Raw genomic sequence first — 24,287 nt, 5'->3', positions numbered from 1 at the left:
GCTTATTTCCCAATCAAGGGTAGGTAAACCGCATTGGCTGCGATGGTGAGTGTGCCAGCGCTAAAGTTAATGTGGTAGTGTTGAGCCTGCAAATTACCTTGGCTAATTGGATACTCACCAAGCGGGCTGGTGAGGGTTGCGGTTGTGGTTAATGTGCCAGTTAATGCACTTGCAGCCGTATCTTGCAAGCGCAAGCCAGTTACTTGATAGCTCAAGGGCGGGTTGGGTTGGCCGAATAAACGACGTTGGTTATCAGCAACGACCTGCAATGGCGCTTTGGCAACAGTCAGCGTAAAGCTTTGCGTTACCATTGTACCAATTCCGTTGCTTACTTGGAAGATCAAATTTGGGAAACTACCGCTGGTGGTCGGCGTACCCGCCAAGATTCCGCTTTGGCTATCGAAGGTCAAGCCTGCTGGCAAGTTTCCAACCAAATTAAGGGTTGGGGTTGGGATGCCGCTTGCCGTTAGCGTGTGGCTATAGGCCGCGCCATAGCTCGCCGCCGCTGGCAATCCGCTGGTAATCAACGGAGCAATGCCAATTGTGGTCGTATCGCTGGCTTGAACGGTTATTTGCAATTCACCAGTATCGCGATAGCTGAGGCTGGCTTGATGCTCAATTGTGCCTGTGGCATTAGGCTTGACCGTGGTGGAAACTTGCAACAAACCTTGGCTGGCCGAGGAAAATGGCGTGGTCAGATTGAAACTTACTATGCCATTTTGCTGGCTACATGTGCCCACCAAGGGACTGGAAATTGTACAATCGTTGTAGGTTAATTGGCTTGGCATAAGATACTGCACCTGCAGCTCAGTCGCGGGGCGGGCGTTTGGCTCAGTTTGTTGATTATTCAAGCTCAGCGAGGCAATAACCGGAGTGTTGGGTTGCACGCTGGTCAAACCATCACTCAAGCCCAAGTACATGTGGGGAGTTTGGGCTGTAATTTGATAGATCGAGACCGAGCCGCTAACTTCGTTGGCAACCAACAACAAGGGCTTGCCAGTTGGGCTATCTTCGGCTGCGATCACATGCATACCTTCAGGCCCAAGATCATCAGGTGTGCCCGTGACATAGCTGCTGGGGAAACTACGCGCAGCGAAATATTCGAGAAATTGCGGCGCTTGCGGGATGCTCACGTCGTAGACCATAATTCCGCCCATCCGCTCCAAGCCGACAAAAGCATAGCTACGACCATCAATCGTCGCTACTGCTAAGGCTTCTGGCTCTGGGCCTTTGTCGTCACTGCGGTTATCGCGGCTGTGGGCGGTGTTATTGGCATTAAAGTTATTTGGAAAAGCGGCGGCAGTCCGGGTTTCCAAATCATCGCCACTATCAAACACCAACTGACCTGTCGTGCCATCCCAAATTGAAAATGAGCGTGCGCCAAATGCATACAGCGCATGGTGTAGACCGCCAAAGCTGCCCTTGGTATTCGTGATATTCAAGCGGCCAAGCTGGGCATCTTGTTGCAGGCTGGTTGCATTGGTAAACACACTCGAATCAAGCACGACATTTTTTACCCGCACCTCTTCAGTAAAACCTGTGTAATCGCGGGCATCACCTTCATTGGCAGTTACCAAATAGGTTTGGTTGTTGGCATCATAGCTACTAATCGTATCTGGTTGATACATACCCAACACCGGCCATGGCGCAATTGCATTCGCACCATCGCTATCACTGGGATCAAGCCCATAGCCCACGATATTGTGATTTTTATAGCCCAAGCCTTTTAGCCACTGCACTCGCCCTGCATTGAGATCGATCAAGGCCAAAGCATTATTTTCTTGCAGCGTAACATAGGCCTTGCTCGAATCGGCTGAGATAGTTAAATATTCCGGCTCCAAATCTTGGGCAACACTAGCATTTGGCCCGAAAATCCGAATTTGTGGGTCAAGCTCAGCATGGCGGCTGCCACCAAGATTAAAATCGGTAAAACCAACCAAACTTGAGGAAAGCACGCTGGTGGTCGTAATGCTGGCAAAATTTTGCGGCAAATCGATAATCGCCACCGCGCCCTCAGGGTCAACCGAATCAACTTGGTTATAGCTGTTCGGTTCGCCCTCGATCGCCACCACGATCCGGCGGCCATCGGGCGTGAAGGTCAGCATATCGGGTACTGCCCCAACCGTGATTTCATTCAAAAACACACCATCGCGATTGAACAACACCACCCGCCCAGGCTCAGTTTTGACGGCAGCATTGGCGGCCACCGCGACCAAGCCATTGTGGACGGCCACACTATTGGGCACATTGCTGCTGGTTGGCGTGATGGCGATCGTTGTAAGCAACTGTGGATTGGCCGGATTGCTCAAATCAACAATATCTAAGGCGCTGTTAAAGCCATTGATCAAGACCATGCGCTGGCTTTGCGGATCAAAATCAACAATTTCCGCCGCCCGTGGATCAGCGCTACGAAACGGGCCTGGGTTGTAACGGCCAATTCGCGTGAGTTTGATTGCCGGAGTGGGGTCGGTTGGAACGCCAGTGGTAGTGAGCGCTGGGGTTGCCAAGCTTGCGTGGGGGAGGGTTGCTAACAATAAACTTAATCCTAGCCCGTATGCTGTTCGCCGAAAACGCATAGCCGATTGCTCCTCATAGAATAAATACTATTCACACAGCGATTTTTTGCACCAGCCCTAAGCCATCGAGTATCATAGGCGTTGATTAACAAACAACAATCAACAGGTTAAATCTGCTACGATAGGATTTTTGCAATGCGTTTTGATATTTTGACCTTGTTTCCGGCCATGTTTGCTGGCCCACTGACTGAAAGCATTTTGAAACGGGCGGCTCAAGCTGAATTATTACAATTTCACTTGCATGATATTCGCGATTACGCCACCGACAAGCATAAAATGGTCGATGATTCGCCAACTGGCGGCGGGGCAGGGATGGTGATGAAGCCGGGGCCGTTGGCGCTCTGCACCGAAGCCGTATTGGCTGCCGATCCCAATCCGGCTCCGGTGGTACTGATGACTCCCAGCGGACGCGTGTTTAACCAAACCCTCGCCCGCGAATGGGCGCAACTGCCGCGTTTGGTGTTGGTATGTGGTCACTACGAGGGCATCGACGAGCGCTATATCGAACGCTATGTGACCGATCAAGTGTCGCTGGGCGATTTTGTGCTAACTGGCGGAGAATTGGCAGCCATGACAATTGTCGATGCAGTTGGCCGCCTGGTGCCCGAGGTGCTCGACCCTGAATCGCTAACTCACGAAAGCCACGACGATGGGTTATTGGAATACCCGCATTATACCAAGCCCGCCGAGTGGGATGGGGTTGCCGTACCGCCAATTTTGCTGAGTGGACATCACGCCAAGATTGCTCAATGGCGACATGAGCAGCGTTTACGCCGCACCTTGGAACGTCGCCCCGATATGTTGCGCCATGCCACACTCTCCAAAAAAGATCGTCAATTGCTCAACGAATGGGGCTGGATGAAGGATGAAGGATGAAGGATGAGGGATGAAGGGCTTTGACGCAGAGGTGCAGAGAGGGAGTGGGGTCAGGAATCAGGGGCTAGAACTTTTTAGCCCTGAATTTCACGAATCATTGTTTGAGAGCCAATAGCTCAACCCTGACAACTGATCCCTGATCCCTAGCCCCTACTCAATCGTTTTGGCGGTAACCTCAATTGCTTGCTGCAAGTTAGCATAGGTTTGCAAGCTCTGTTGACTCAAGCCTGTGTGGACTAATTCTTCGGCCACAGCGGGCGTTACGCCAACCAAGACTGGCTCACAGCCGAGCAAACGCAACATTTGCAATAATTGCTGCATGCTGGCCGCCGCCGCTTGATCAATCGCCGAAACCCCAGTTATGTCAAACAGCAGAATTTTAATTCGTTTGACTTCAACATAATGGGTCGCCGATTCGATCGCAATTTGAACCCGCTCGGCTGATAAATTGCCGATCACTGGCATAATCGCCATCCGGTTGCGCAACGGAATAATTGGAAACTGCATCTGCTGAACGGTGGTTTGCAAGGCGCTACGTTCAGCCATACTTTGCTCTAAATCGGCCAAAGTTTGTTGCAAAGCCTCATTTTGTTGCTGGGCATGGGCATGCGAGCTGGCTAATTCGCGCTGCGATTGCTCAAGCGCGGTCGAACGCTCTTGCAACGTGCTATAGGCTTTTTGTAGAGTAGTATCAAAACGGCGACGCGTTAACAAAAAGAAAATCGGTACTTGAATTAAAATCCCACCAAGCATAAATAAGAGCGTGACTCGCAAGCGTTCAAGCGATTGACGTTGGAATTGCGAAGCCCGATCAACAATTTGGCGACGCTCGTTAACCATCGTGCGGGCATTCGATTCCATATTAATTAATACTGGAATTAATTCTTGCACTGAATTCTCTGAAATATTGAAGCGGGTTTGATTTTCAAGCGTAAAGAATTCACGCTTAATCACTTCAAATGAACTCCGTTCGAGCATGCTACGCTGATCATCTTGCTCAACCCGATAAAAATCACTCAACACATTAATGCGGCTGCCAACCAAATTACGCCGCAGCACAAACTCATTGCCTAAATTGGGCGTGCCCATGCTAATTTCGTTGGCAATCACCCTCAAACGCAGAATTTCACGCTCAAGCTGAGTTGGGTTCCAGATCCCACCATCAAGCGTAAAAAAACGGGTGGCCACGCCTAAAGTTTGTAAATTAAAGCCCAACAGTACAAGCAAGACCAAAAAGATCAAGCTTGTGCCAGCAAGCACCAATCGTTGAATCCAACGGCGAGGTTGCATTATTTAATCTCCATACTCCGCAACTGCCAGATCCACATGCCAACATATTTTTCATGCTCAAGCTTGTAGGCGTGGTATGGAAAAACAATTTCTAGCGGGCCTTTATCGGCAACAGCCATGCGCTCACCATCAAGGCGGGTCGCCAAGATGACGGGCATTGTGCGTAATTCATCGATTGGAATATCAATGCTATAGTCATTCAGCGCTACGGCTTTGACTGTTTTGGCTCCCTCAGCAACCTTAGCCGCCTCAAAAATACTGCTGATCAAAACCCCTTGATAGGTGACCGTGCGACCCAAAAAAGGATCTTCGAGGGTATATTCAACCACGCCCAATTGCTCAAGCGTGTCCATACTAAAATCGAGTTGTTGGGCATTGTTGGTTTGGCCAATCAGGCCACTGAGGCTCAAAATAACCTCTGAGCTTGGAGCAGGAATCGCTTCACCCGCTTTAATCGAGGCTGGAGTAATAACCTTGTAGGTGCTCGCCGGATCAATCGTGGTTTCACCACAAGCAACCAAACTCCCCAAAACAACCATAGTAACCATCAATAACCGAAACCCAGTGTGAAACGCGCGGCCCATGCGGCAACCTCCTCAAACCAACAGCGAACGACAAAGTGTAAAGTAATCTTGAGCGCAATATGTCCTATAGCTATGCTACGCCAAGATAGCAATTTGTGCAATTTGCCCAAAGTCGTGTCTTAATGTAGCCATCATCCCCCATTATTGGGAATAGTTGAACCAAATTCATCCACCACATAGGGGATGCAGCAGGCCAATAATTTTTTACACTTAAACCAAAATTAAACCAAATGTTGGCTTGGTGTTAGTTTAGTGCCGATTTAACCAAAAAAGGGTTGTTATGCAACAACCCTTGGTAAGCAAACCTGAACTTGGTTATTTGGCAAAGACGCGGTAAATCGCGCCGCCAGCGTCATCGGAAATATACAAACTGCCGTCACGGCCAACAATTACGTCAACTGGTCGGCCCCAAACGGCCCCAGCATCAGTCAGCCAGCCTGTGGCAAAATCTTGGGCATTGCCAGCTTTGCCATCAGTCACTGGAATAAACACCACTTTATAGCCAGTTGGACTTGAGCGATTCCATGAGCCATGGAAGGCCACAAACAAGCCGCTTTGATAGGGTTCGGGGAAGTTGCTGCCATTACCAAACGCCAAGCCGAGCGGGGCGCTGTGGGCTTGCATCTCGACCGCAGGCGGCGTAACACCTTGGCAGGCATTCGCAGCTTTGCCAAATTCAGGGTCGGCAATCCGCCCAGAGTGACAGCGAGGCCAGCCAAAATCCAGGCCAGCACTAGTTGCTACGTTGACGGTTTCTGGTGGTTGGTCGTCGCCCAACATATCGCGACCATTGTTGGTAGCCCACAATTCGTTTGTGCCAGGCCGCCAAGTAATGCCCACGGCGTTGCGCAAGCCCTTGGCATAAATTCGGCCATTGCTGCCATCGGGATCATATTCCATCACGGTTGCCCGTCGCTCATCTTCTTCGTTACAGACATTGCACGATGAGCCAACCGCCACATACAACTTGCTTTCATCAGGGCTGAATAACAAGGTGCGAGTACTATGACCACCAGCAGGTAAGCCATCGATGATCGTTTGGCGTTGGGTATATTTGCCCTCAGCGTCAGGCTCAGTCAACTTAATCACTTTGGTAGTTTCGGCCACATACAAATTGCCAGCTTGGTCGAAAATCATGCTCGATGGCGAATCGAAGCCATCAGCAATCACCTCAACCCCATCCGCCAAACCATCGGCGTTGCGATCGGGCAAGCGTACAATCCGATCCTCGCCACGTTCGGCGGTATAAATTGCGCCATCTGGGCCAATTGCCAACATGCGTGGGCCAGCCAGTTTACTCTGAAACACACTAATGCCAAAGCCATCGGGCAAAGTAACCGTATCGGTTGGCTCGACCACAGCGGTTGGCGCATTAGGCGCAGGTTTGCCAGCACTTGTTGTTGGCTCAGGGCTTGGTACAATACTGGTTGTTGCGGTGGCAACTGGTGTGGTGGAACTGCCAGCGGCTTGGTTGAGCGGCACGGTGGTTGGTGCAATCGGCGCATCGACTTGTTGCTCGCCACAGGCGGCCAACAAACCAAGCAAACTTATCAAAAGCAGAGCTTTGCGCATGGTACCTCCTAAACATCATCATAAGAAAGGTATCACAACTCATGGATTTATTTAGCTATCAAGCTAGCCAAAGCAATGATGCCCCCTTGGCGGCTCGCATGCGCCCGCGAACTCTCGCCGAATACGAGGGCCAAACCAAGATTGTGGGTGAAGGGCGCTTGTTGCGTCGCCTAATCGAGCGCGATCAATTGATTTCGCTGATTTTATGGGGACCACCTGGCACTGGCAAAACGACCCTCGCGCGAATTATCGCTGGAGCATCGTCTGCACATTTCGAGCCACTATCGGCGGTCAGCGCTGGCGTGGCCGAATTACGCAAAGTCGTTAAAGAGGCTGGAGAACGCCGTGGAATGTACGGCAAGCGCACGGTGTTGTTTATCGATGAAATTCATCGTTGGAATAAAGCGCAACAGGATGCCGTGCTACCAGCCGTTGAGGATGGCACGGTCACCTTGATTGGGGCAACCACCGAAAATCCTTCATTTGAGATCAATCGGGCCTTGCTTTCACGCTGTCGGGTGATTGTGCTCGAAGCTTTGGAAGATGCCGCGATCGATGCGATTATCGAACGTGCATTAAACGACAACGAACGTGGTTTGGGCCAACAGCAGGTTCAACTTAGCCCCGAAGCCCGCGATATGTTGATTCATCTGGCGAGTGGTGATGCCCGCGCCGCCTTGACCGCGCTCGAAGCCGCCGCATTAACCCAAGTTCCTGAGCCAAACGGCCAGCGCCTGATCGATCTTGAGGCGATTGTTGAGGCCTATCAACGCCGCAACGTAGCCTACGACAAAACCGGCGAATTGCATTACGACGCGATTTCGGCCTTGCATAAATCAGTACGCGATAGCGACCCTGATGGCGGCTTATATTGGCTAGCGCGGATGCTTGAGGGCGGCGAAGACCCGCTGTATGTGGCCCGCCGCGTAATTCGCATGGCGGTTGAGGATATTGGCTTAGCCGACCCACTGGCCTTGGGAATTTGTGTGGCGGCCCAGCAAGCTGTGCATTTTATGGGTGCTGGTGAAGGGGCATTGGCGTTGGCCCAAGCCGTGGTTTATCTGGCCCAAGCACCTAAAAGTAACGCCGTTTATCGAGCTTATGGCGCAGTGCTACACGATGTTGAGGCTACCCGCAACGAACCAGTGCCGCTGCATCTGCGCAACGCGGTCACTGGCTTGATGAAGGGTTTAGGCTATGGATCGGGCTACCAATATGCCCACGATTTCAAAGATGCCCAGGTTGAACAGGAGCATCTACCGCCGAATTTAGCGGGGCATCGCTATTACTACCCGACAGATCATGGCTATGAGGCGCGGGTTCAGCAACGCTTGGCATGGCGTTACCCTGAGGATCAAGCTGCAATGTCGGAAGCTTCCACATCAGCCACGACACCCCAATCCCCACCGCCAAAAGGATGAGCCAAAGCCACCAAACTGGCTTGGCCCAGGCTGAAACGGCTAAGGTTGGCCACAAAATCACCAATGTGACAACCTTAGCCCGCAAGGGCATGCCCCGTTTATCGCGAAAATTGCGAATATAGCTGCCCAAATAGCGATTGTTGATCAGCCAGTTGTACCAGCGCTGTGAGCCACGCATATAGCAGGCCGCCGAAGCCAACAACGGCCCAGTAGTGGGAATTAACGGCACGAAAATGCCAATTACACCTAATATTAGAAAAATAGTCCCAAGACTAATCCAAAGCAGTTTGCGAATTGATGTCATACCACGAATCCTTCAATCTATACTACTGCTATTATAGCGCTGCTTGGGAGCCGTTTCCGTAACTTTTGTTGGCTAATTTGCTTAAACATCATCACGATTGCCCACAAAAAAGCGCAGCAGGTCAATGTTCTGCTGCGCTGAATGCTTATAGCGATGCCCTCACCCCCTAGCCCCCTCTCCCGCCAAGCGAGCGAGCGGGAACCACCATAACATCAAGGGTGGAATGCCCCTCTCCCGCCGCAGTGGGAGAGGGGTGAGGGGTGAGGGGTGAGGGAACGCTATTCGGCAGGTTTCTCTTTGGCCTTGGCTTCTTCGCGAGCCTCAATTGATTCTTGCCACATTTCGCAGGTGGTTTTGAGGCCTGAACTCAAAATCATTTTGGCGGCAATCGTTGCACCAACCGAGGCAATAATTGGCAAATTGAAGGGCAACAGGCCAATCAACAAGGGCGCTAAGGCCGTGGCAATATTATCGGCGGCTGCATTGCCACTATCGCCACCAACTACCGCCGCTGCTGTGCCACCCTTCGATTCAGGCAATTGAGCCAAAATTTGGCTGCGCTCTTTGCTTTCGCTCGCACACAACAAATTGTAAAGTTTTGGCTCGATTTCGGCCCACCAGCGTGCCCCAAAAGCCCGTAGATTTTCGCCCAAGCCCATTTCAACCCCAACTGGCTCAGCAAATGCGCCTTCGGCTTGGGCTACTTCTAGTGCAGCGGCATCGGCTTCTTCAGCTTGCTTGACTTGAATCCCAAGTTTGCGAAACAAATCATCTTCCGAAAGCTCCACCAAGGAACGAACTTGGCTTTCCAACACGGCTTGTTGATTAGTTGAATCGCTCACAGCAACTCCTTAAATAACTCAATGATGCTTGGCTGCTGATAAAGGTTATCGCACAGCCCCAACGTCACACTCCTAAACATGGGCATCGGCATCGCCATAGTAGGTGTAGGCCAAGCCCAAGGGATTGCGCTCTTCTTCGATAAAATGGCGGCGGAGCGCTGGCAAAATATCGCCAATCGCCTCGCCCTGCCCCAAACGTTCGATCAGTTTTTGGCCAAAGGCGGCAGCAAATGGTGCCAGCATCGGGCATTCAGTACCCAAAATACCACGCGCCCCCAATTGGCTGAAAAATGGAATAAAGCCGCTGCTCAAGGTTGGCAGCACTTGGGCCGATTCACACATATTCAAAATCACCAACGGTTTGCGTTCGAGTTTTAATCCCCATTGGCTCAGCAAGCGCAACGGCAACAGGCTTTGATTCCATTTCAGCCAGCTATCGCTAATATTTGGGTCGCTTGGCTGATATTCTTTCTGGCTCAAACTCAGCAAATCACTGTATTTGCTGCGCACGCTGTCATCCAACCGCGCCATTTGATCGCGAAACTTGGCCAACCAATCCGAGGTATCGTCGGGAGTTTTGGCGGTGTGTCCATGGCAATACATATAAACAATATCGCTTTTGCCGAATAAGCCGCCAAGGCTATTTTTATCGCCTGCTTCGCGTAAATCGAGCGCCACATTGCCCCGCGTTGTACTCCACGTTTGCAGCGCTTCACGATGTTGCTGGGTCACATCAACAACCGTATCGGCGATTGGCACACGGAAGTTGTAGGTTCCGCCGCTAATTTGCAATTGGGCTTGGGCGGTTGGCGCTTGCTGAGCATTTTGGGCCAGTTGCGGGGTCATAATTTCCAAACGATAACGACAACCCCAAAACTTATTCAAATCAACGCTGTTAGGATCGTTGACTGGCTCAGGATAGAGCAAACCCCATGGCACGCCGCTAGGCATGCCTTCGTGAATAATTTGCAAGGCTGGCAAGGTCTGATCGGCGCTAATTGTTTCCAGCCAGCTTCGGAGCGCCGCCAACGATTCAGCTTGCTCGGCGCTGGCTCCGCTGGGCGCAAATAAAGCCGCATACAAGCGATTGCCCACAACCGCCAGTTGATACAAACTTTCACGGCGCTCGGCCAATTTGCCACGGCTGCCTTGGCGATACGATGGTTGCCAAGTAATATCGTAGAGCGTATTTCGTGCTTGCACAATTTCATTGCTCAGACTCGCCGCATTGATTGGCAGCACCAAATTCAAGCCGCGTTGTTCGCGGCGCGTGCTTGTGCCTTCATCGGGCCATGCCACGTTCATGCGATAAAATTCGCCATCGCCAGTTAATTTACAAGTAATTTTTTTGGGGCGAATTGCCGCTAAATCAGCAAAGCCAGCCGTGCGCGAATAGCTGACCCGCGCCAACAACGGTGCAGCCAAATCGGCTTCAACAGGCGTAATTTTGAAATGCAATTCAAGGGTTTGCAGCAAAGTCCAGTTGTAATAAACATTGATCCAAATAGGAATATCATCAATTGCCTGTTTGGCAGTTAGGCTAAATTGCAAGCTGGCGCTATCGCCAGCAGGCGGCAAACTCAGGCGCTGCATCGGCGCATCAAACACCACATATTCGCCGCGACTGGCAACGCTGATAAATAAGGGCAAATCTTCGCTTATATCGGGAGTTGGCAAGGCTTGGGCATCAGTTAAACGTGAATCACTCCGCCGTTCACCGATATTAATCCGCAAATGGTAACGACTTGCGACTGCTAAGGTCGTGGTTGGGGCAACTAAATCAGGGGGATCATCGGCATAATACAGTGCTGCATTAACCACCCGTGGCGTAGTTGGCTCTGGCTCAATGCCCTCATTATCGCCACGCCGATCATCATTATGTTTGGTTGTGATTGCTTCGCCTTGCCAATGCACCGTGCGATCCGGAAAGATCCGCGTGATCGTGACGGTTAGGCCAGCCAATGCGCCAACCACCGAAACATTGCTTTGTTTCAGCTCAGCTACAGCAATCAGCGTTGCTGCATCGCCCTCTTTGGGGTTGGGAGTTGGCGTGATCACCACCCAATCGATCTGGCGTTGATTGACAATCATCAAAGCGGTTGCCAATGGCATACCCGCAGGCAAAATTAACGCAAGCGCAGAAGGAGCCACCATCGAAGTACCCTCCTAGCAGTACCAAGTGATAGCTCCATTGTACGTAGCAGCTTCATGGCTTGTCAACAGGCTAAATCTGTAGAAACCCATAGACCATCTGATAGACAGCTGGGGTTACCAACACTTCAATCAAGCCCGCCAGCACTAGCCCAGGCACAATCACTAAGCAAAATACTTTGAGATACATCGCCCAAGCCCAGAGTAAATGCCGCCCAGCACTATAGGTTGGTGGCACAAAGGCCAAGGAAGCGCCCAAGCGTAACGCTAACGCCGCTGCCATAATGCTTAAGGGAATTTCCAATAGGCCATGCGGCAACTCATAGGCTAATAGATAATTTAAACCTGTGGCTAGCCCGCCACTTGCCGCTAACGTGCTGGCCCGAAAACTAATGCTCATCAAATTGATCACTGGAGTCGTTAGGCCAAAAAAGCCGAGGCTAATCGCTGAAAATAGCCCAGCAAAGAAGAGCGAAAAGCTATTTCGCACAACCGTCACGCCAAACGAGGGACTCCACAGCGTAGCTTGATTGGTGTCTAAACGGCTCATAAGATTCGCTAATGATTGTTCGCGATCACTGACTGGCGTAAATTGGCTGCCAAAAATGATTGCTGCTACGCAACAAAGCAGCACCACCACCAAAGCTAGTCGGGTTTCGCGCCAAACTACCGCTAATTCCTGGCGATAGAAGCGTTTGAGCCATGCCCGAGCATTGCGTTCTGGTCCACGTGCAGTTTCAACATAAAACACGCCTAAGTGGTTATCGGGGTTGCTACCTGCTGGGCGAATTTCGCTGAAAAAGGCATTGAAGGCCCGATTGATTTGACTAACGTTTAGCGCCAAATGCTCACGTGAGAGAATTGATTCGCGCTTAAAACTGCCAATCCCAGTACGAGTTAGCACAATCGTCAAAATTAACATCACCGCCATAATCGCATTCAGCACGTCGAAGCGTTCGCCGATGATCAGCACAGCCTCAAGCTGTACCATAATTGCGACTGGCACCAAAATAAAACTGGCTAATAAGTTGGCCAAACGCACGGTATTAGTATGCGACGAAATCACCACTGCCGCCGAGACCATCGCCAAGGCTTGGGCAATGCTCAGCAGCACCATTTGGCTAAAGATGCTCAGGTTGATCCGCTCAAGCAAGGCGGCTGGGGCAAATAAACTCAGGCCAACCCCAAACAGCAGCATGGCAATCAGGCTTGCACCAATTGGCGGCACAATCGCCGCTAACAACTTACCACGATACAACTGATCATCGCTGATTGGCATCGAAAAAAGTGATTCCAACGAGCCACGTTCGCGCTCGCCAACAAAAACCTCAAGTGCCACAATCAGCGAAAACGAGGCTGGCAAAAAGCCAACCAACAACACAATGAAGGGCATCAGATTGACCACCCCATCGGGCGTATCAACATTTGAAAAAGCATAGATCGAGCCAAACAAGGCGCCAATCGGCACCAAAAAGGTCAGCAACCCAATCGGAATCAAAATCCGCCAGTCGCTCAGGGTATCGGTTGCTTCGCGTTGCAGAATTGTCATAACTGGGCCATAGATTTTGGTCGATTGGCTCAGGCGTTGGGTTGAGCTTCGTTTGCTGATCGTTTCGTGCTCACGCGAGAGCAATTCTTCACGATTAAAGCTATACATGCCCCAACCAACCATGGTCAGGCCAACCACCAACAGCAAGCCATTAATCAGCACAATCGGCAAAAACATGCCATTAATGATGATCAGCGCTTCAATCTGCACCAAAATTGCCATCGGAATGAGGATGAAGCTCGCCAGCAAGTTGGCAGCCCGAATGCTGGTGGTATGCGAAGAAACATAGACCGCTGCCGCAACCATGGTGAAGACTTTAATCAGCAAAATCGCCGTAATCCCAAGAATCCACGCATTGGTCAAATAGTCGCTCAGAAAAACTCGATTTGGCAGCGCGGCCATGCGCACAGGCCGCCCTAGTTCAATCGCCAAGCTATAAATGACCATCGCCACCGCTGATGAACCAACCGGTGGCAAGAGTGCGGCAAAAAACTTGGCCAGATATAAGCCACGATCGCTCATCGGCATCGCCAACAACGATTCAAGGGTTGAGCGTTCGCGCTCGCCGACAAACGATTCTAAGGGGCCAATCAAGGAAAGCGAGGCAGGCAAGAAGCCAGCAATCAACAAACCAAGCGGCACTAAGCTGCGACTGATAAATTCATCGTCAAGAAAACTAACTGCTTGGGCCACGCCCGACCGCAAAATGAGCGGTAATAGCACCGAAAGAATACATAGCGGAATCAAGGTGCGCCAATCGCTGAGCGTATCGCGTAAATCGCGCCGCGTAATCGTCAAAGCTTGGTTGCTCATAAGGCGACCTCGGCAACTGCCGCCGCATTGGGCTGCTCAAGCGTAGCACTGACCCGTTCGCGATGGGTTTGACCAACAATCGTCAGATAGACATCTTCTAACGAGCGCTGTACTTCGTTGATTGAGACTAATGGCCAGCCCCAGCCGCTAATCCGTTGAATCAACACGGGATTAAGCTGATGTGGCTCAGTCGTGCGATAGCGCAACCAATCAGCACCAACATCTTCAATTGTTAGCAAATTGGCCAGGCGTTTGGCCAGCTCTGGTTGGGGTTGGGCGAGGCGCAGCTCCCAAATTGGGTCACCCATCAATTGTTGGCTCAGCTCAGCAATCGTGCCTTGCACCGCAATTCCACCATCGTGCACCACCGCAATGCGGTCGGCCAACTCCTCGGCCTCGTTCAAATTATGGGTACACAAAATGATCGAGCGCTGAGCCGAGCGCAAGCCTGCAATCGCATCGCGCACGGTTCGGGCTGAGTGCGGGTCCATAGCAGTGGTTGGCTCATCGAGATACAAAATATTAGGGTCATGAATCATCGCCCGAATCAAGGCTAATTTCTGTTTCATGCCTTTGGAATAGCCGTCGATGCGTTTTTCGCGGGCTTCCCATAGGCCAAATTGTTGCAGTAATTGCACTGCCCGATTGCCACAATCACGATCATTCATGCCTTGCAAACGCCCAAAAAACAGCAAATAATCGAGCGATTTCATGCGATGGTAGAGGCCAGGAAATTCAGTCAGCAAGCCAACCGCATGGCGCACTTCACGGGCATGGGTTTCAACATTAAAGCCGCCAACGATTGCCCGCCCACTGGTTGGCTTGAGAATCGCCGCTAGCATGCGGATGCTGGTAGTTTTGCCAGCACCATTTGGGCCAAGTAATGCCAAGACTTCGCCAGGCTTAACTTCAAGCGATACGCCCTTTACAGCGTGAAAATCTCCAAATTGCTTACGTAACTCTTCAGCAATGATCATTGCAGAACTCCTATCCAAACCGCCACCATCATCAAAAAGGGCGTATCAATACCAGACCGCAAAAACGCTCGCTTGTCAAGGGCACAATAGTCCAATTGGGCTGCTAGTGCTCAGGTCGCTTCAACCAGCGCTGCATCTGCCAGCCAACCAAGCCACTGGCTACAGTAAAACTTGCTATCGGCAACTCAAATAGATGTTGGAATTGAAAGATCGTAATATCCGGAAACTTGAGCTGGATGAGTGACAACCCAATCACAACCACAACTACAGCCCCAACCATATAATGCAGCACAAACCAAAAGAGTTGGTAACGTTTAGGTAGTTTTTTCCGCAGCAGCAAGGTCGTAAAGGCACTAATCCAAAATCCAAAAAATAATCCCATGAGCAACCCTGCCGAAGCATATGAATCATATCGCCTAATACCCATGATCTGCCAAAACTCACGGTTGGGCAGTTTATCGCCTAACCAAATGCTGAGCCACACCCATCCCAGCAGGTTGGACATCGTTACTCCAACCAGATTTGCTACGATCGCGGTCAGAATCAGCCGACCCCAACTACGCCAAAACCAACGTTGCCAACGAACTGCGCCAGAAGGTTCAATTGTAGGAACGTGATAATCCATCATGCCCTCACTTTTGCTTGAATGATTGATCTTGCTTTACTATAGCGACAGTAAGTTGTGCCAAGTAGCAGATTTGCAGCAAATTAACAGCAGTTCAGCCAAAAGTCGGGTAGTGCAAATCACCAAGTTTATGCTAAAATCAGCATACCGTATCCATTGATCATTACGCCTGCTGGAACAGTACTGCAATGGTGCAATACTGAAGCATTGACATGAAATTGGAGAATCCCTCATGACCATGGTTGAAGAACAGGTTCCAACCCGCGAGGAAGTAAGCGCCGAAGACACTTGGGATATTAGTAGTCTCTATGCAGACCAAGCGGCTTGGGAGGCTGATGTTGAACGAATTAGCAACGCTTTGCTGCCAGCCTTGACCAGCCTGCAAGGCACGCTCGCCAATGGTCCTGAGGCGTTGTTGGCAGTCTTTCAAGCCCAAGAAGCCCTTGGCATGGTGCTCGAACAAATTTATGTCTATGCCAGCCTACGGGCCGACGAAGATACCGCCAACCAACATTACCAAGCGCTCGAAGAACGCGCCGCTGCCCTCTCAATTAAAGTTAGTGCCGCTACCTCATGGATCGAACCCGAGCTTTTAGCTCTTTCTGATGAGCAAATTCTGGGCTACATTAGCAGTTTGCCCGCCCTCGAACACTATCGCCGCGCCTTAGAAGAGCAAATTCGCTTGCGCCAGCACACCCGTTCAGGCGAAGTTGAAGAGTTATTAGCCCAAAGTGGCGAGATTAGTCGTGGCGCTCAAACCACCTTCAACATGTTTAGCGATGCCGACCTCAAATTTCCGCCGATTGAAGATGAGCAGGGCAAGCCGCTCGAAGTAACCATGGGCCGCTATGCAGTTTTGCTGGAAAATCCCAACCAACGTATCCGCCGCGACACTTTTATGAGCATCCACCGTACCTATCGCCAATTTCGCAATATGTTGGCGGCTAATTATGCTACCAATGTGCGCAGCAATATTTTCTATGCCAAAGCTCGTGGCTACGATTCAGCCTTGGATGCTAGCCTAAAACCCAAAGAAATTCCCATGAGCGTCTACGACAATTTGATCAGCACGGTGCACGAGCACTTGCCCAAATTGCATCGCTATGGCGCAGTTCGCAAGCGCATTTTAGGAGTTAATAGCTTGCACGCCTACGATTGGTTTGTGCCATTAAACGGCGCAGCCCCAACCAAAATCGACTTTGAACAAGGTGCTTCGTTGATTTTGAGCGCCTTGGAGCCACTTGGAGCTGAATATAGCTCAAGCCTCGGCCATGGGTTAGAATCGCGCTGGGTTGATCGTTACGAAAATAAAAATAAACGTTCGGGAGCCTATTCATGGGGTTGTTACACCTCGCAACCCTTTATTTTGATGAACTACAAAAATAACTTGAATAGCCTCTTTACCCTGGCTCACGAGCTTGGTCACTCGATGCACTCGTTGATGACCCGCAAATATCAACCCTACACCTATGGCCATTACACCTTGTTTGTGGCCGAAGTTGCTTCAACCTTAAACGAAGCCTTGCTGGCCGAATATATGCTCAAAACCAGCGATGACCCAGCTTTGCGTTTGCAATTAGTTACCCAGCAAATTGATGATATTCGCGGCACATTATTGCGTCAAACCTTGTTTGCCGAGTTCGAGCGCGAAACCCATCGCATGGTCGAGCATGGCGAAGCGCTGACCGCCGATAATCTGAGCGCCTTGTATCGCCGTTTGATCGAGCAATACTATGGCCCTGAATTGGTTATCGACGAAGAATTAGATATTGAATGGGCTAGAATTCCCCACTTCTATCGCTCATTCTATGTCTATCAATATTCCACAGGCATCTCAGCAGCCTTGGCCTTGGCCGACAAGATTTTGACCGAAGGCGCTGGCGCTGCTGAAAATTACGTCAACTTCTTGCGGGGTGGTAATTCCAAATCATCAATCGATCTGCTCAAAGGGGCTGGGGTTGATATGACCACCCCCGACCCAATTCATCGGGCCATGAATCGCTTCGGCGATTTGGTGACCAAACTCGATGAATTAACCGCCTAATCGCCTTTCATGCTCGCCCTTCGTTGTGAAGGGCGAGTGCGTGTGTTGTGTAAGGAGTTGGCATGGCCGATCCACGGGTTCTCAAAATGGCTCATACCTTGGTCAATTATTCGATGAAAATCAAAGAGGGCGAATTGGTGGTGTTGCAGAGTGAGCCTGCTGCTGCGCCCTTAGTTCAAGCAATGTATCGCGAAATTTTGCTGGCTGGCGGGCATCCAGTTGCCCACACGGTTATGCCTGGGCTTTCGCGAATTTTGCTCAATCATGGTAACGATAAACAATTGCAATGGATCTCGCCCTACGATCGTTTGGGAATTGAAACCGCCGATGTGCGGATTCGAATCGATGCCCAAAGCAACACCCGCGAACTCTCGCAGGTGGACCCCGAGCGCCAATCGGTGTTTCAAAAATCGCGGCGCGAATTGATGGGCACATTGATGTCGCGCACTCATGCTGGCAATTTTCGTTGGTGTGTTACACTGTTTCCAACCGAAGGCTTGGCCCAAGATGCCAACATGAGCTTGCCCGATTTTGAAGATTTTGTCTATGGTGTATGCTTCTTGAACGAGGCTGACCCAATCGCCAAATGGCAAGAACTTCACGATATGCAAGCCCATTTGATCAATTTCTTGCAAAATAAGCGCGAAGTGCATATCCTAGGTGAGGGCACCGATATTCGGCTGGGGATCGCTGGACGCAGCTTTGTCAATTGTGCTGGCGATGCCAACTTCCCTGATGGCGAGTTCTTTACTGGCCCCGAAGAAACCAATGTCAATGGCGTTGTACGCTTTTCGTTCCCAGCGATCTATAATGGACGCGAAGTCGAAGATGTGCAATTAACCTTCGAAGATGGTAAAGTAGTCAAGGCAACAGCCAAGAGCGGCCAAGATTTCCTTGAGCAAATGTTGAATGTTGATGCTGGCGCACGGATTTTGGGCGAATTTGCCTTTGGCACCAACCCCAACATCAAAAATTACACCCGTAACATCTTATTCGATGAGAAAATGGGTGGTACAATCCATATGGCAGTCGGCGCTTCCTACCCTGAAACTGGCGGCTTAAACCAATCGGCAATCCACTGGGACATGGTTTGCGATTTACGCCAAAATAGCGAAGTCTATGTCGATGGTCAATTGTTCCAAAAAAATGGCACATTCGTGGTCTAAACTTTCCCTTTTTACTCCCAACTAAAGCATGTTCGAGGGTATGAACAACACTGTTCATACCCTTTAGGCTATCATTCAGGCAGTGACGCAAGTTCTGGGTTATGTTGGTTTCTGGCCCAACACCCATCGCAATGCGGCTGCTTGATTATTGAACCATTTCTGCTGTAAGGAGAGTCCGATGGTCGTATCTCGCTCACGGGCAGTGCTCAAAAACGTTGCATGGCTGACATGCGGCGCGTTGATCGCCCTACTGATCGTCTATCTGCGGCGTGATCCGCAGGCCACCGCCGCCCCGAACATCACCACTGGTAAGGTCGAAATTGCCAACCAGAGCAATCGGGGTGGCTATGATCCATTGTCGTTAGCCGAAATCGAACAAGCCCAAAAGTTAGCCCTAGCCGAATGGCAAGCCAAACGCGGCAAATTTGTTGAAAATAAGGCCGTGCCTGCTGATGCCCAATTAGAGTTTGTCAAAACCGAGCGCCACGAAGAAATCCAAGCTGTCTATGATAAGGGTTCATGGCAACGTCGCGCTGATGTACTGATTTTCGATTATGCCAAAAATAGCTTGGTGGCCGTGTTGGTCAACCTTAGCACAGGCAAAGTCGATGCCTTGGAGCAAGCCCGTGGCAGCCAACCACACCCAACTGATCGTGAAACCGCTCGCGCCTTACAATTAGTGCTCGATCACCCAGCATTTGGGCCACAACTGCGCGGTGAATACCAAGCCTTGACGAAAAAGAGCCTGACCAAAGCTAGCCAACTTCACGCTGCTGGTTTTGTGTATATCGCCGAACCCCAAATTGATAACGCCGCAGTGCTGCGAAGTTGCCAACAAAATCGTTGTGTGCAATTGTTGCTCAGCGCCGATAATGAATGGGCGGTCAATAGCACCCCGATTGTCGATCTCTCGAATGGCCTTGTGGTTAGTTTGAATCGTTAGGAGTTTGGTGATGAAGCTTTCAGCACGTTGGGGCATGCTGCTTGGGATGCTATTAATTGTAGTCAGTTTGTTTAGCACCCAGACTCAGCAAGAAGCCAATGCCCAGACCCGCGACCGCTGCTCAGGCGGCAATTTTGTGATTAATAAAACCTTGGCAAATGGCGCTAATTGGACATTATGTTGGGAAGAACGCAGTAGCGAAGGCATCGTGTTGCGCGGCATTCGCTATACGCCACCCAGTGGTAGCCAAATTTCGGTGATCAACCAAATCAATTTGGCCCAAATTCACGTACCCTACGACGATAATACTGCACGTTTCCATGATCTCTCGGATTATGGCTTGGGTGGCGGTCACCTGAATAATATGGTGGCAGCAGATTGTCCCGATGGTACATTGATTCAAAATAATAATCGCAATGTGCTGTGTGCAACGGTTGTACCAACTGGTTATGCCTACAAATACTATGCCCAAGTCAAACAAGGCTCGGCCTTGGTACTGCGCTCGGTTTCGCACATTGGTGCATATAATTATGTTAGCCAATGGATTTTTCACGACGATGCCACGATTGAGCCAGGCATCGGCGCGACTGGTAAATTGCAAAAATGTACCAATGTCGCCAAATATGGCTGGAAAATCGATGCAAGTAGCTGTCAATATGGCACATCACACATTCACAATTACTACTGGCGAATCGATTTTGCCCTTGGTGGCAATACCAATAACGTGGTTGAGCAGATCGAATTCGATTCGAGTGGTGCTGCTCAGCGTAATCTTCAATTGCAAGACTACACCGCCGAAACCGCAGTTAAATTCAACCCAGAAACCTTCCGCTCATGGCGGGTTAAGAACAAAACGGTCACCAATGCTGATGGTCACCCAATTTCCTACGAGTTGATTCCCAATTCGGATCATGTATTCCGTGGCCCAACCTTCGAGCCCTGGACGAATAATGATGTGTATGTGACCGAAAACAACTCATGTGAACGTTGGGTTTCGCACAATAACGGCAGTGGTTGTGCTGACGATGTCAGTGGTTTTGTCAACAACCAAACCCTGACTGACCCGATTGTTTGGTTTGGGATTACCTTCCATCACCTGCCCCGCGACGAGGATGACCCGTTAATGTCATCACACTGGAGCAGCTTCCAAATGGTTCCCCGCGACTTATACGCCAGCCAACAACGCTAAAACATCAAAACGCCCGCTCAGCTTGAGCGGGCGTTTTTTATGGCTATTTGCCAGGAGTTGGCGTAATCGTTGGGGTTGGTGGTGGTGGCGGCGTTTGCTGTTCATCCAAGAACTTCAGCGCCCAGAACAATTGTGAATCGGCACAACTGGTTGCTCCATCGGCTGGGGTGCGATTCAAAATACATTCAACCGGATATTGGCTTGCATCATCCGAGAATGGCACCACATAATCGGGCGTAATCCCCAGCGTATGAATCGCTCGCTTGTTGGGAGTTAGCCAATGGGCCACGGTAATACGGGCTTCTGACTTATCAGTCAGAGTATGCACACTTTGGACTGAACCCTTGCCAAAGGTTTTTTCACCAATCAAGGTTGCGCGTTTGGTATCTTGCATTGCACCAGAGACGATTTCTGAGGCACTGGCCGAACCACCATTCACCAAAACCACGACTGGAATATCAAACAACTCTTGGGGCGTGCCTTGTTGCAAGGTGCGATATTCCCTTTGGACCCCATTGCTATTTTCTTGATAATGGGTCACGCTATCTTTGGTAAAGCGACCAAGAATATTTTGGGCTTGGGTAACATAACCGCCTGGGTTATTGCGCAAATCAAAAATAATCGCCTTGGGATTATTGGGCTTGAGTTTGGCAATCGCTTGATCCAATTCATCGTAAGAGGTTTGCTTAAACTCGCTCAATTGAATATAGCCAATATCGCCAATCATGGTTGAGCGCACACTGATCAATGGAATCGTATCACGCACAATTGTAATATCGATTTGTTTCTCTTCGCTGGTACGATAGACCGTGATCACTACTTGCGAACCTTTGGGGCCACGAATCAGCTTGATTGCTTCGGAAAGCGCTTGATCGCGTTCAAGATCCGCAATGACTTCACTAATTTGCTTCCCATCGACCGCGACCACAATATCGCCAGCTCGCACATTGGCTTTTTCAGCAGGTGAGCCTTCGATCGGCGAAACAATTAAGATCTGGCCTTCTTTATATTCGACATAAGCGCCGATGCCCTCGAAATTGCCGCGCATATCCTCGCGTGAGCGTTCGGCAGCTTCAGGTTCTTGAAAACCAGTAAAATCATCGCCAAGCGATTGGAGCATGCCGCGAATTGCGCCATACATCATTTGTTTTTCGTCGATTGGCTCGGTATGGTAAAACTCTTTATTGACCAGATTCCAAACTTCCCAAAAGGTTTGAAAATCTTTATCAGCGCCCGCAGGTGGCAACGCCTGAGCGGTAGCTTGCATAATCATGGCAGTTTCGGTAGCCAAAACTTGATTAGCCGCCGTCATCACCTGTTCTTTCGAGGTGCTCCCCCAATAATAGCCAGCCCCAAGGGCAATCGCGACCACCAGCAAGACTCCAACAATCCCACTCAACACCACCCATACTTTTGATGATGATGCAGAGTTACCGCCCGACGTGGGCTGGAATTCGCTCATAGAAAACCTCGTTTCATGCAATTTAACCTAGGCTAATCCAGCCTGTCTAGCAGTGTACAACTTAAGCACCTAGTTGTAGGTTAGGTTGGCATTAGCAATCGAATGGGTGGGCCGCGTTGACGCTCAGGCTATGGTTCATGCTAGCACGAATTTGGGCTAAACCATTGATCAAATTGAAACATAACTGCTGCCAAAGCGGCAATCGGAGCTGTCTCAGCCCGTAAAATGCGCGAGCCTAAACTAACGCTTATAAGGCCTGCTTGGTGAGCAGCCTCAAGCTCGTTGTCGCTCCAACCGCCCTCGGGTCCGCTCCAAATTGCTAGTTCTTGGCGTGGCTCTAAGGCCAATGCCGCCTTGAAGGACAAGGTTTGGCCTGTTTCGGCCAAGAGCAAATGGCCACGGGCTTGAGGCAAGGCTTGGGCTACGGTTTGGGCTTCGTGCAAACTTGGCAAACGCCCACGGCCTGCTTGCTCAGCCGCCTCGCGAATAATCCGTTGCCAGCGTTCGCGTTTGGTCGCCGAAACATCAGCTTGCGAACGCTCACACAATAAGGGCACAAAGGCGGTTGCGCCCAGTTCGGTACATTTTTGCAAGGCAATTTCAAAACGTTCGCCTCGGGTCAGGGCTAAATAAAGCGTAACATTGATGCTTGGCTCGCCATTCGCTGCATAGCGTTGCAAAATCCGACCCTGCGCTTCACGCTTGTTCAGGCTAGTCAATTCAGCAATATAGCCCATGCCAAGCCCATCGAGCAAGGCAATATGCTGACCAACCCGCAAACGCAGCACGTTGTTCCATTGGTGCAGCAATTCACGTTCGGCCACAAATAACGCTTCGCCCTGAATCGACTCGGCGGGCACAAAAAAGCGATAGGTATTTTTCATTAGGCTGGTTTGCGATGGGTAAACGCAACCCAATCGCCTTGGGTGCGCCGTTCAACTTGCTCTAAGCCAACTGCTTCAAAGGCCGCCACTACATCGGCTTCGCGCTCGTTGATAATGCCCGAGGTGATTAGCACGCCGCCTGGTTTGAGCGCTGCGAGGTAATCATTGCCCAACACAACATGCACTTTAGCCAAAATATTTGCTAAAATTACATCAAACTCGTTGTGATGGCGATAGCTTTGGGGTGTGCCAAGTTGTGCGCCTTCCCAACCGAGCCAATGCTCCAACGGTGCAGCGCCCAAACTACCTTCCAAGGCGGTTACCAAGGTTTCGGCATGATTAATGCGAGCATTTTCGGCAGTCGCTTTAACCGCGATTGGGTCGGTATCCAAGGCCAAAACTCGTTGGGAGCCAAGTTTGGCCGCACCAACTGCTAAAATGCCTGAGCCACAGCCAAGGTCAAGCACTGTAGTGTTGTTAAATTCGATCAATTCCATCAACTCAAGACAGAGCTGGGTGGTGGGATGCAAGCCAGTGCCAAAGGCCATGCCAGGGTCGAGATTCAACACAACATCGTTTTCAGTAGGCTGATATTCGAGCCACGAGGGTACAATTACGAAGCGTTGGCCGATGCGGCGAGTACGATAATGCTCCTTCCATGCATTGGCCCAATCTTCCTCAGCAATAGTTTTGACGTGCAAATCGCCAACTGGGCGCATCATGCCCAGCACCCACAAACCGCGTTCGATCTGAGTTTGAGCATCGGCGGCTTGCTCGTTGGCCAGCAGGTAGGTACGCACAATCACTGGTTTATTGGTATCAATTTGATATTCAGGTGAGTCGAGTGATGGAATGATCGCCTCTTCGACTGCCACACCACCGTTATAGCCATATTGGGCAAATAATTCCGACACACTTTCGACCGCTTCGGTATCGACGGTCACGCTCAGTTCGAGCCACTGCATAAAAACCCCTGTTTAGAAGGATGAAGGATGAGGGATGAAGGATAAATAGCATTC

General features: G+C 50.5%; 18 protein-coding genes and 1 pseudogene. 6 read left to right on the top strand and 13 right to left on the bottom strand.

Annotated elements, in window-relative coordinates; translation table 11 throughout:
- Positions 1–2 precede the first annotated feature (2 nt).
- Positions 3–2,576 carry a choice-of-anchor I family protein gene (locus ABEB26_RS08380; protein WP_345721521.1) on the bottom strand — a complete coding sequence of 858 codons (2,574 nt, stop codon included), beginning with the start codon at positions 2,574–2,576 and terminating at the stop codon, positions 3–5.
- Positions 2,577–2,711: 135 nt separating this feature from the next.
- On the opposite strand from ABEB26_RS08380, the gene trmD reads away from it, so the two are divergent.
- Complete coding sequence (gene trmD, locus ABEB26_RS08375; RefSeq protein ID WP_345721520.1) at positions 2,712–3,452, top strand: tRNA (guanosine(37)-N1)-methyltransferase TrmD; 741 nt, start codon at positions 2,712–2,714, stop codon at positions 3,450–3,452.
- A 150-nt stretch (positions 3,453–3,602) separates the two neighbouring features.
- Here trmD and ABEB26_RS08370 read toward each other — a convergent pair whose 3' ends face one another.
- The 3 genes from ABEB26_RS08370 to ABEB26_RS08360 all read right to left on the bottom strand — a co-directional run bounded on the left by ABEB26_RS08370 (position 3,603) and on the right by ABEB26_RS08360 (position 6,898).
- Complete coding sequence (locus tag ABEB26_RS08370; protein WP_345721519.1) at positions 3,603–4,742, bottom strand: STAS domain-containing protein; 1,140 nt, start codon at positions 4,740–4,742, stop codon at positions 3,603–3,605.
- Complete coding sequence (locus ABEB26_RS08365) at positions 4,742–5,326, bottom strand: putative pterin-binding protein (protein WP_345721518.1); 585 nt, start codon at positions 5,324–5,326, stop codon at positions 4,742–4,744. Before ABEB26_RS08365 ends, ABEB26_RS08370 begins: the two co-directional genes overlap by 1 nt.
- Positions 5,327–5,641: 315 nt before the next feature.
- Positions 5,642–6,898: a PQQ-dependent sugar dehydrogenase gene (locus ABEB26_RS08360; protein WP_345721517.1), complete on the bottom strand. Its 1,257-nt coding sequence runs from the start codon at positions 6,896–6,898 to the stop codon at positions 5,642–5,644.
- A gap of 41 nt (positions 6,899–6,939) precedes the next feature.
- On the opposite strand from ABEB26_RS08360, the gene ABEB26_RS08355 reads away from it, so the two are divergent.
- Positions 6,940–8,319: a replication-associated recombination protein A gene (locus tag ABEB26_RS08355; protein WP_345721516.1), complete on the top strand. Its 1,380-nt coding sequence runs from the start codon at positions 6,940–6,942 to the stop codon at positions 8,317–8,319.
- Positions 8,320–8,323: 4 nt separating this feature from the next.
- Here ABEB26_RS08355 and ABEB26_RS26925 read toward each other — a convergent pair.
- The 6 genes and pseudogenes from ABEB26_RS26925 to ABEB26_RS08330 all read right to left on the bottom strand — a co-directional run.
- Positions 8,324–8,623: pseudogene (locus tag ABEB26_RS26925) on the bottom strand (YbaN family protein); the annotation flags it as partial.
- A gap of 278 nt (positions 8,624–8,901) precedes the next feature.
- Complete coding sequence (locus ABEB26_RS08350; RefSeq protein ID WP_345721515.1) at positions 8,902–9,465, bottom strand: hypothetical protein; 564 nt, start codon at positions 9,463–9,465, stop codon at positions 8,902–8,904.
- 72 nt (positions 9,466–9,537) lie between these two features.
- Positions 9,538–11,619: a CHAT domain-containing protein gene (locus tag ABEB26_RS08345; RefSeq protein WP_345721514.1), complete on the bottom strand. Its 2,082-nt coding sequence runs from the start codon at positions 11,617–11,619 to the stop codon at positions 9,538–9,540.
- Positions 11,620–11,689: 70 nt separating this feature from the next.
- On the bottom strand, positions 11,690–13,978 hold the full coding sequence (locus ABEB26_RS08340; protein ID WP_345721513.1) for an ABC transporter permease subunit: 2,289 nt from the start codon (positions 13,976–13,978) through the stop codon (positions 11,690–11,692).
- Complete coding sequence (locus ABEB26_RS08335) at positions 13,975–14,955, bottom strand: ABC transporter ATP-binding protein (protein WP_345721512.1); 981 nt, start codon at positions 14,953–14,955, stop codon at positions 13,975–13,977. Before ABEB26_RS08335 ends, ABEB26_RS08340 begins: the two co-directional genes overlap by 4 nt.
- 103 nt (positions 14,956–15,058) lie before the next feature.
- On the bottom strand, positions 15,059–15,583 hold the full coding sequence (locus ABEB26_RS08330; RefSeq protein WP_345721511.1) for a hypothetical protein: 525 nt from the start codon (positions 15,581–15,583) through the stop codon (positions 15,059–15,061).
- A gap of 229 nt (positions 15,584–15,812) precedes the next feature.
- Here ABEB26_RS08330 and pepF point away from each other — a divergent pair, with 229 nt between their 5' ends.
- The 4 genes from pepF to ABEB26_RS08310 all read left to right on the top strand — a co-directional run bounded on the left by pepF (position 15,813) and on the right by ABEB26_RS08310 (position 20,922).
- Positions 15,813–17,624 carry an oligoendopeptidase F gene (gene pepF / locus ABEB26_RS08325; protein WP_345721510.1) on the top strand — a complete coding sequence of 604 codons (1,812 nt, stop codon included), beginning with the start codon at positions 15,813–15,815 and terminating at the stop codon, positions 17,622–17,624.
- Between the two features lie 62 nt (positions 17,625–17,686).
- A complete protein-coding gene (locus ABEB26_RS08320) occupies positions 17,687–18,790 on the top strand; it encodes an aminopeptidase (RefSeq protein WP_345721509.1) in 1,104 nt (367 codons plus the stop codon).
- Between the two features lie 178 nt (positions 18,791–18,968).
- On the top strand, positions 18,969–19,733 hold the full coding sequence (locus ABEB26_RS08315) for a hypothetical protein (RefSeq protein WP_345721508.1): 765 nt from the start codon (positions 18,969–18,971) through the stop codon (positions 19,731–19,733).
- A gap of 10 nt (positions 19,734–19,743) precedes the next feature.
- The gene (locus tag ABEB26_RS08310) at positions 19,744–20,922 is read left to right on the top strand and encodes a copper amine oxidase (RefSeq protein ID WP_345721507.1); all 1,179 of its coding nucleotides are present in this window, start codon (positions 19,744–19,746) and stop codon (positions 20,920–20,922) included.
- A 43-nt stretch (positions 20,923–20,965) separates the two neighbouring features.
- Here ABEB26_RS08310 and ABEB26_RS08305 read toward each other — a convergent pair whose 3' ends face one another.
- From ABEB26_RS08305 to ABEB26_RS08295, 3 genes are all read right to left on the bottom strand, one after another.
- Positions 20,966–22,384, bottom strand: coding sequence for a S41 family peptidase (locus tag ABEB26_RS08305; protein ID WP_345721506.1), 1,419 nt, complete (start codon positions 22,382–22,384; stop codon positions 20,966–20,968).
- Positions 22,385–22,524: 140 nt separating this feature from the next.
- Entirely contained in the window at positions 22,525–23,268 is a 744-nt protein-coding gene (locus ABEB26_RS08300; protein WP_345721505.1) for a 16S rRNA (uracil(1498)-N(3))-methyltransferase, read from the bottom strand.
- Positions 23,268–24,233: a 50S ribosomal protein L11 methyltransferase gene (locus tag ABEB26_RS08295; RefSeq protein WP_345721504.1), complete on the bottom strand. Its 966-nt coding sequence runs from the start codon at positions 24,231–24,233 to the stop codon at positions 23,268–23,270. Before ABEB26_RS08295 ends, ABEB26_RS08300 begins: the two co-directional genes overlap by 1 nt.
- Positions 24,234–24,287: the final 54 nt, after the last annotated feature.

Source organism: Herpetosiphon gulosus (assembly GCF_039545135.1).
Taxonomy (GTDB): domain Bacteria; phylum Chloroflexota; class Chloroflexia; order Chloroflexales; family Herpetosiphonaceae; genus Herpetosiphon; species Herpetosiphon gulosus.
Note: the sequence above shows the minus strand (reverse complement) of the source record. Positions and strands in the feature narration are given on the sequence as shown.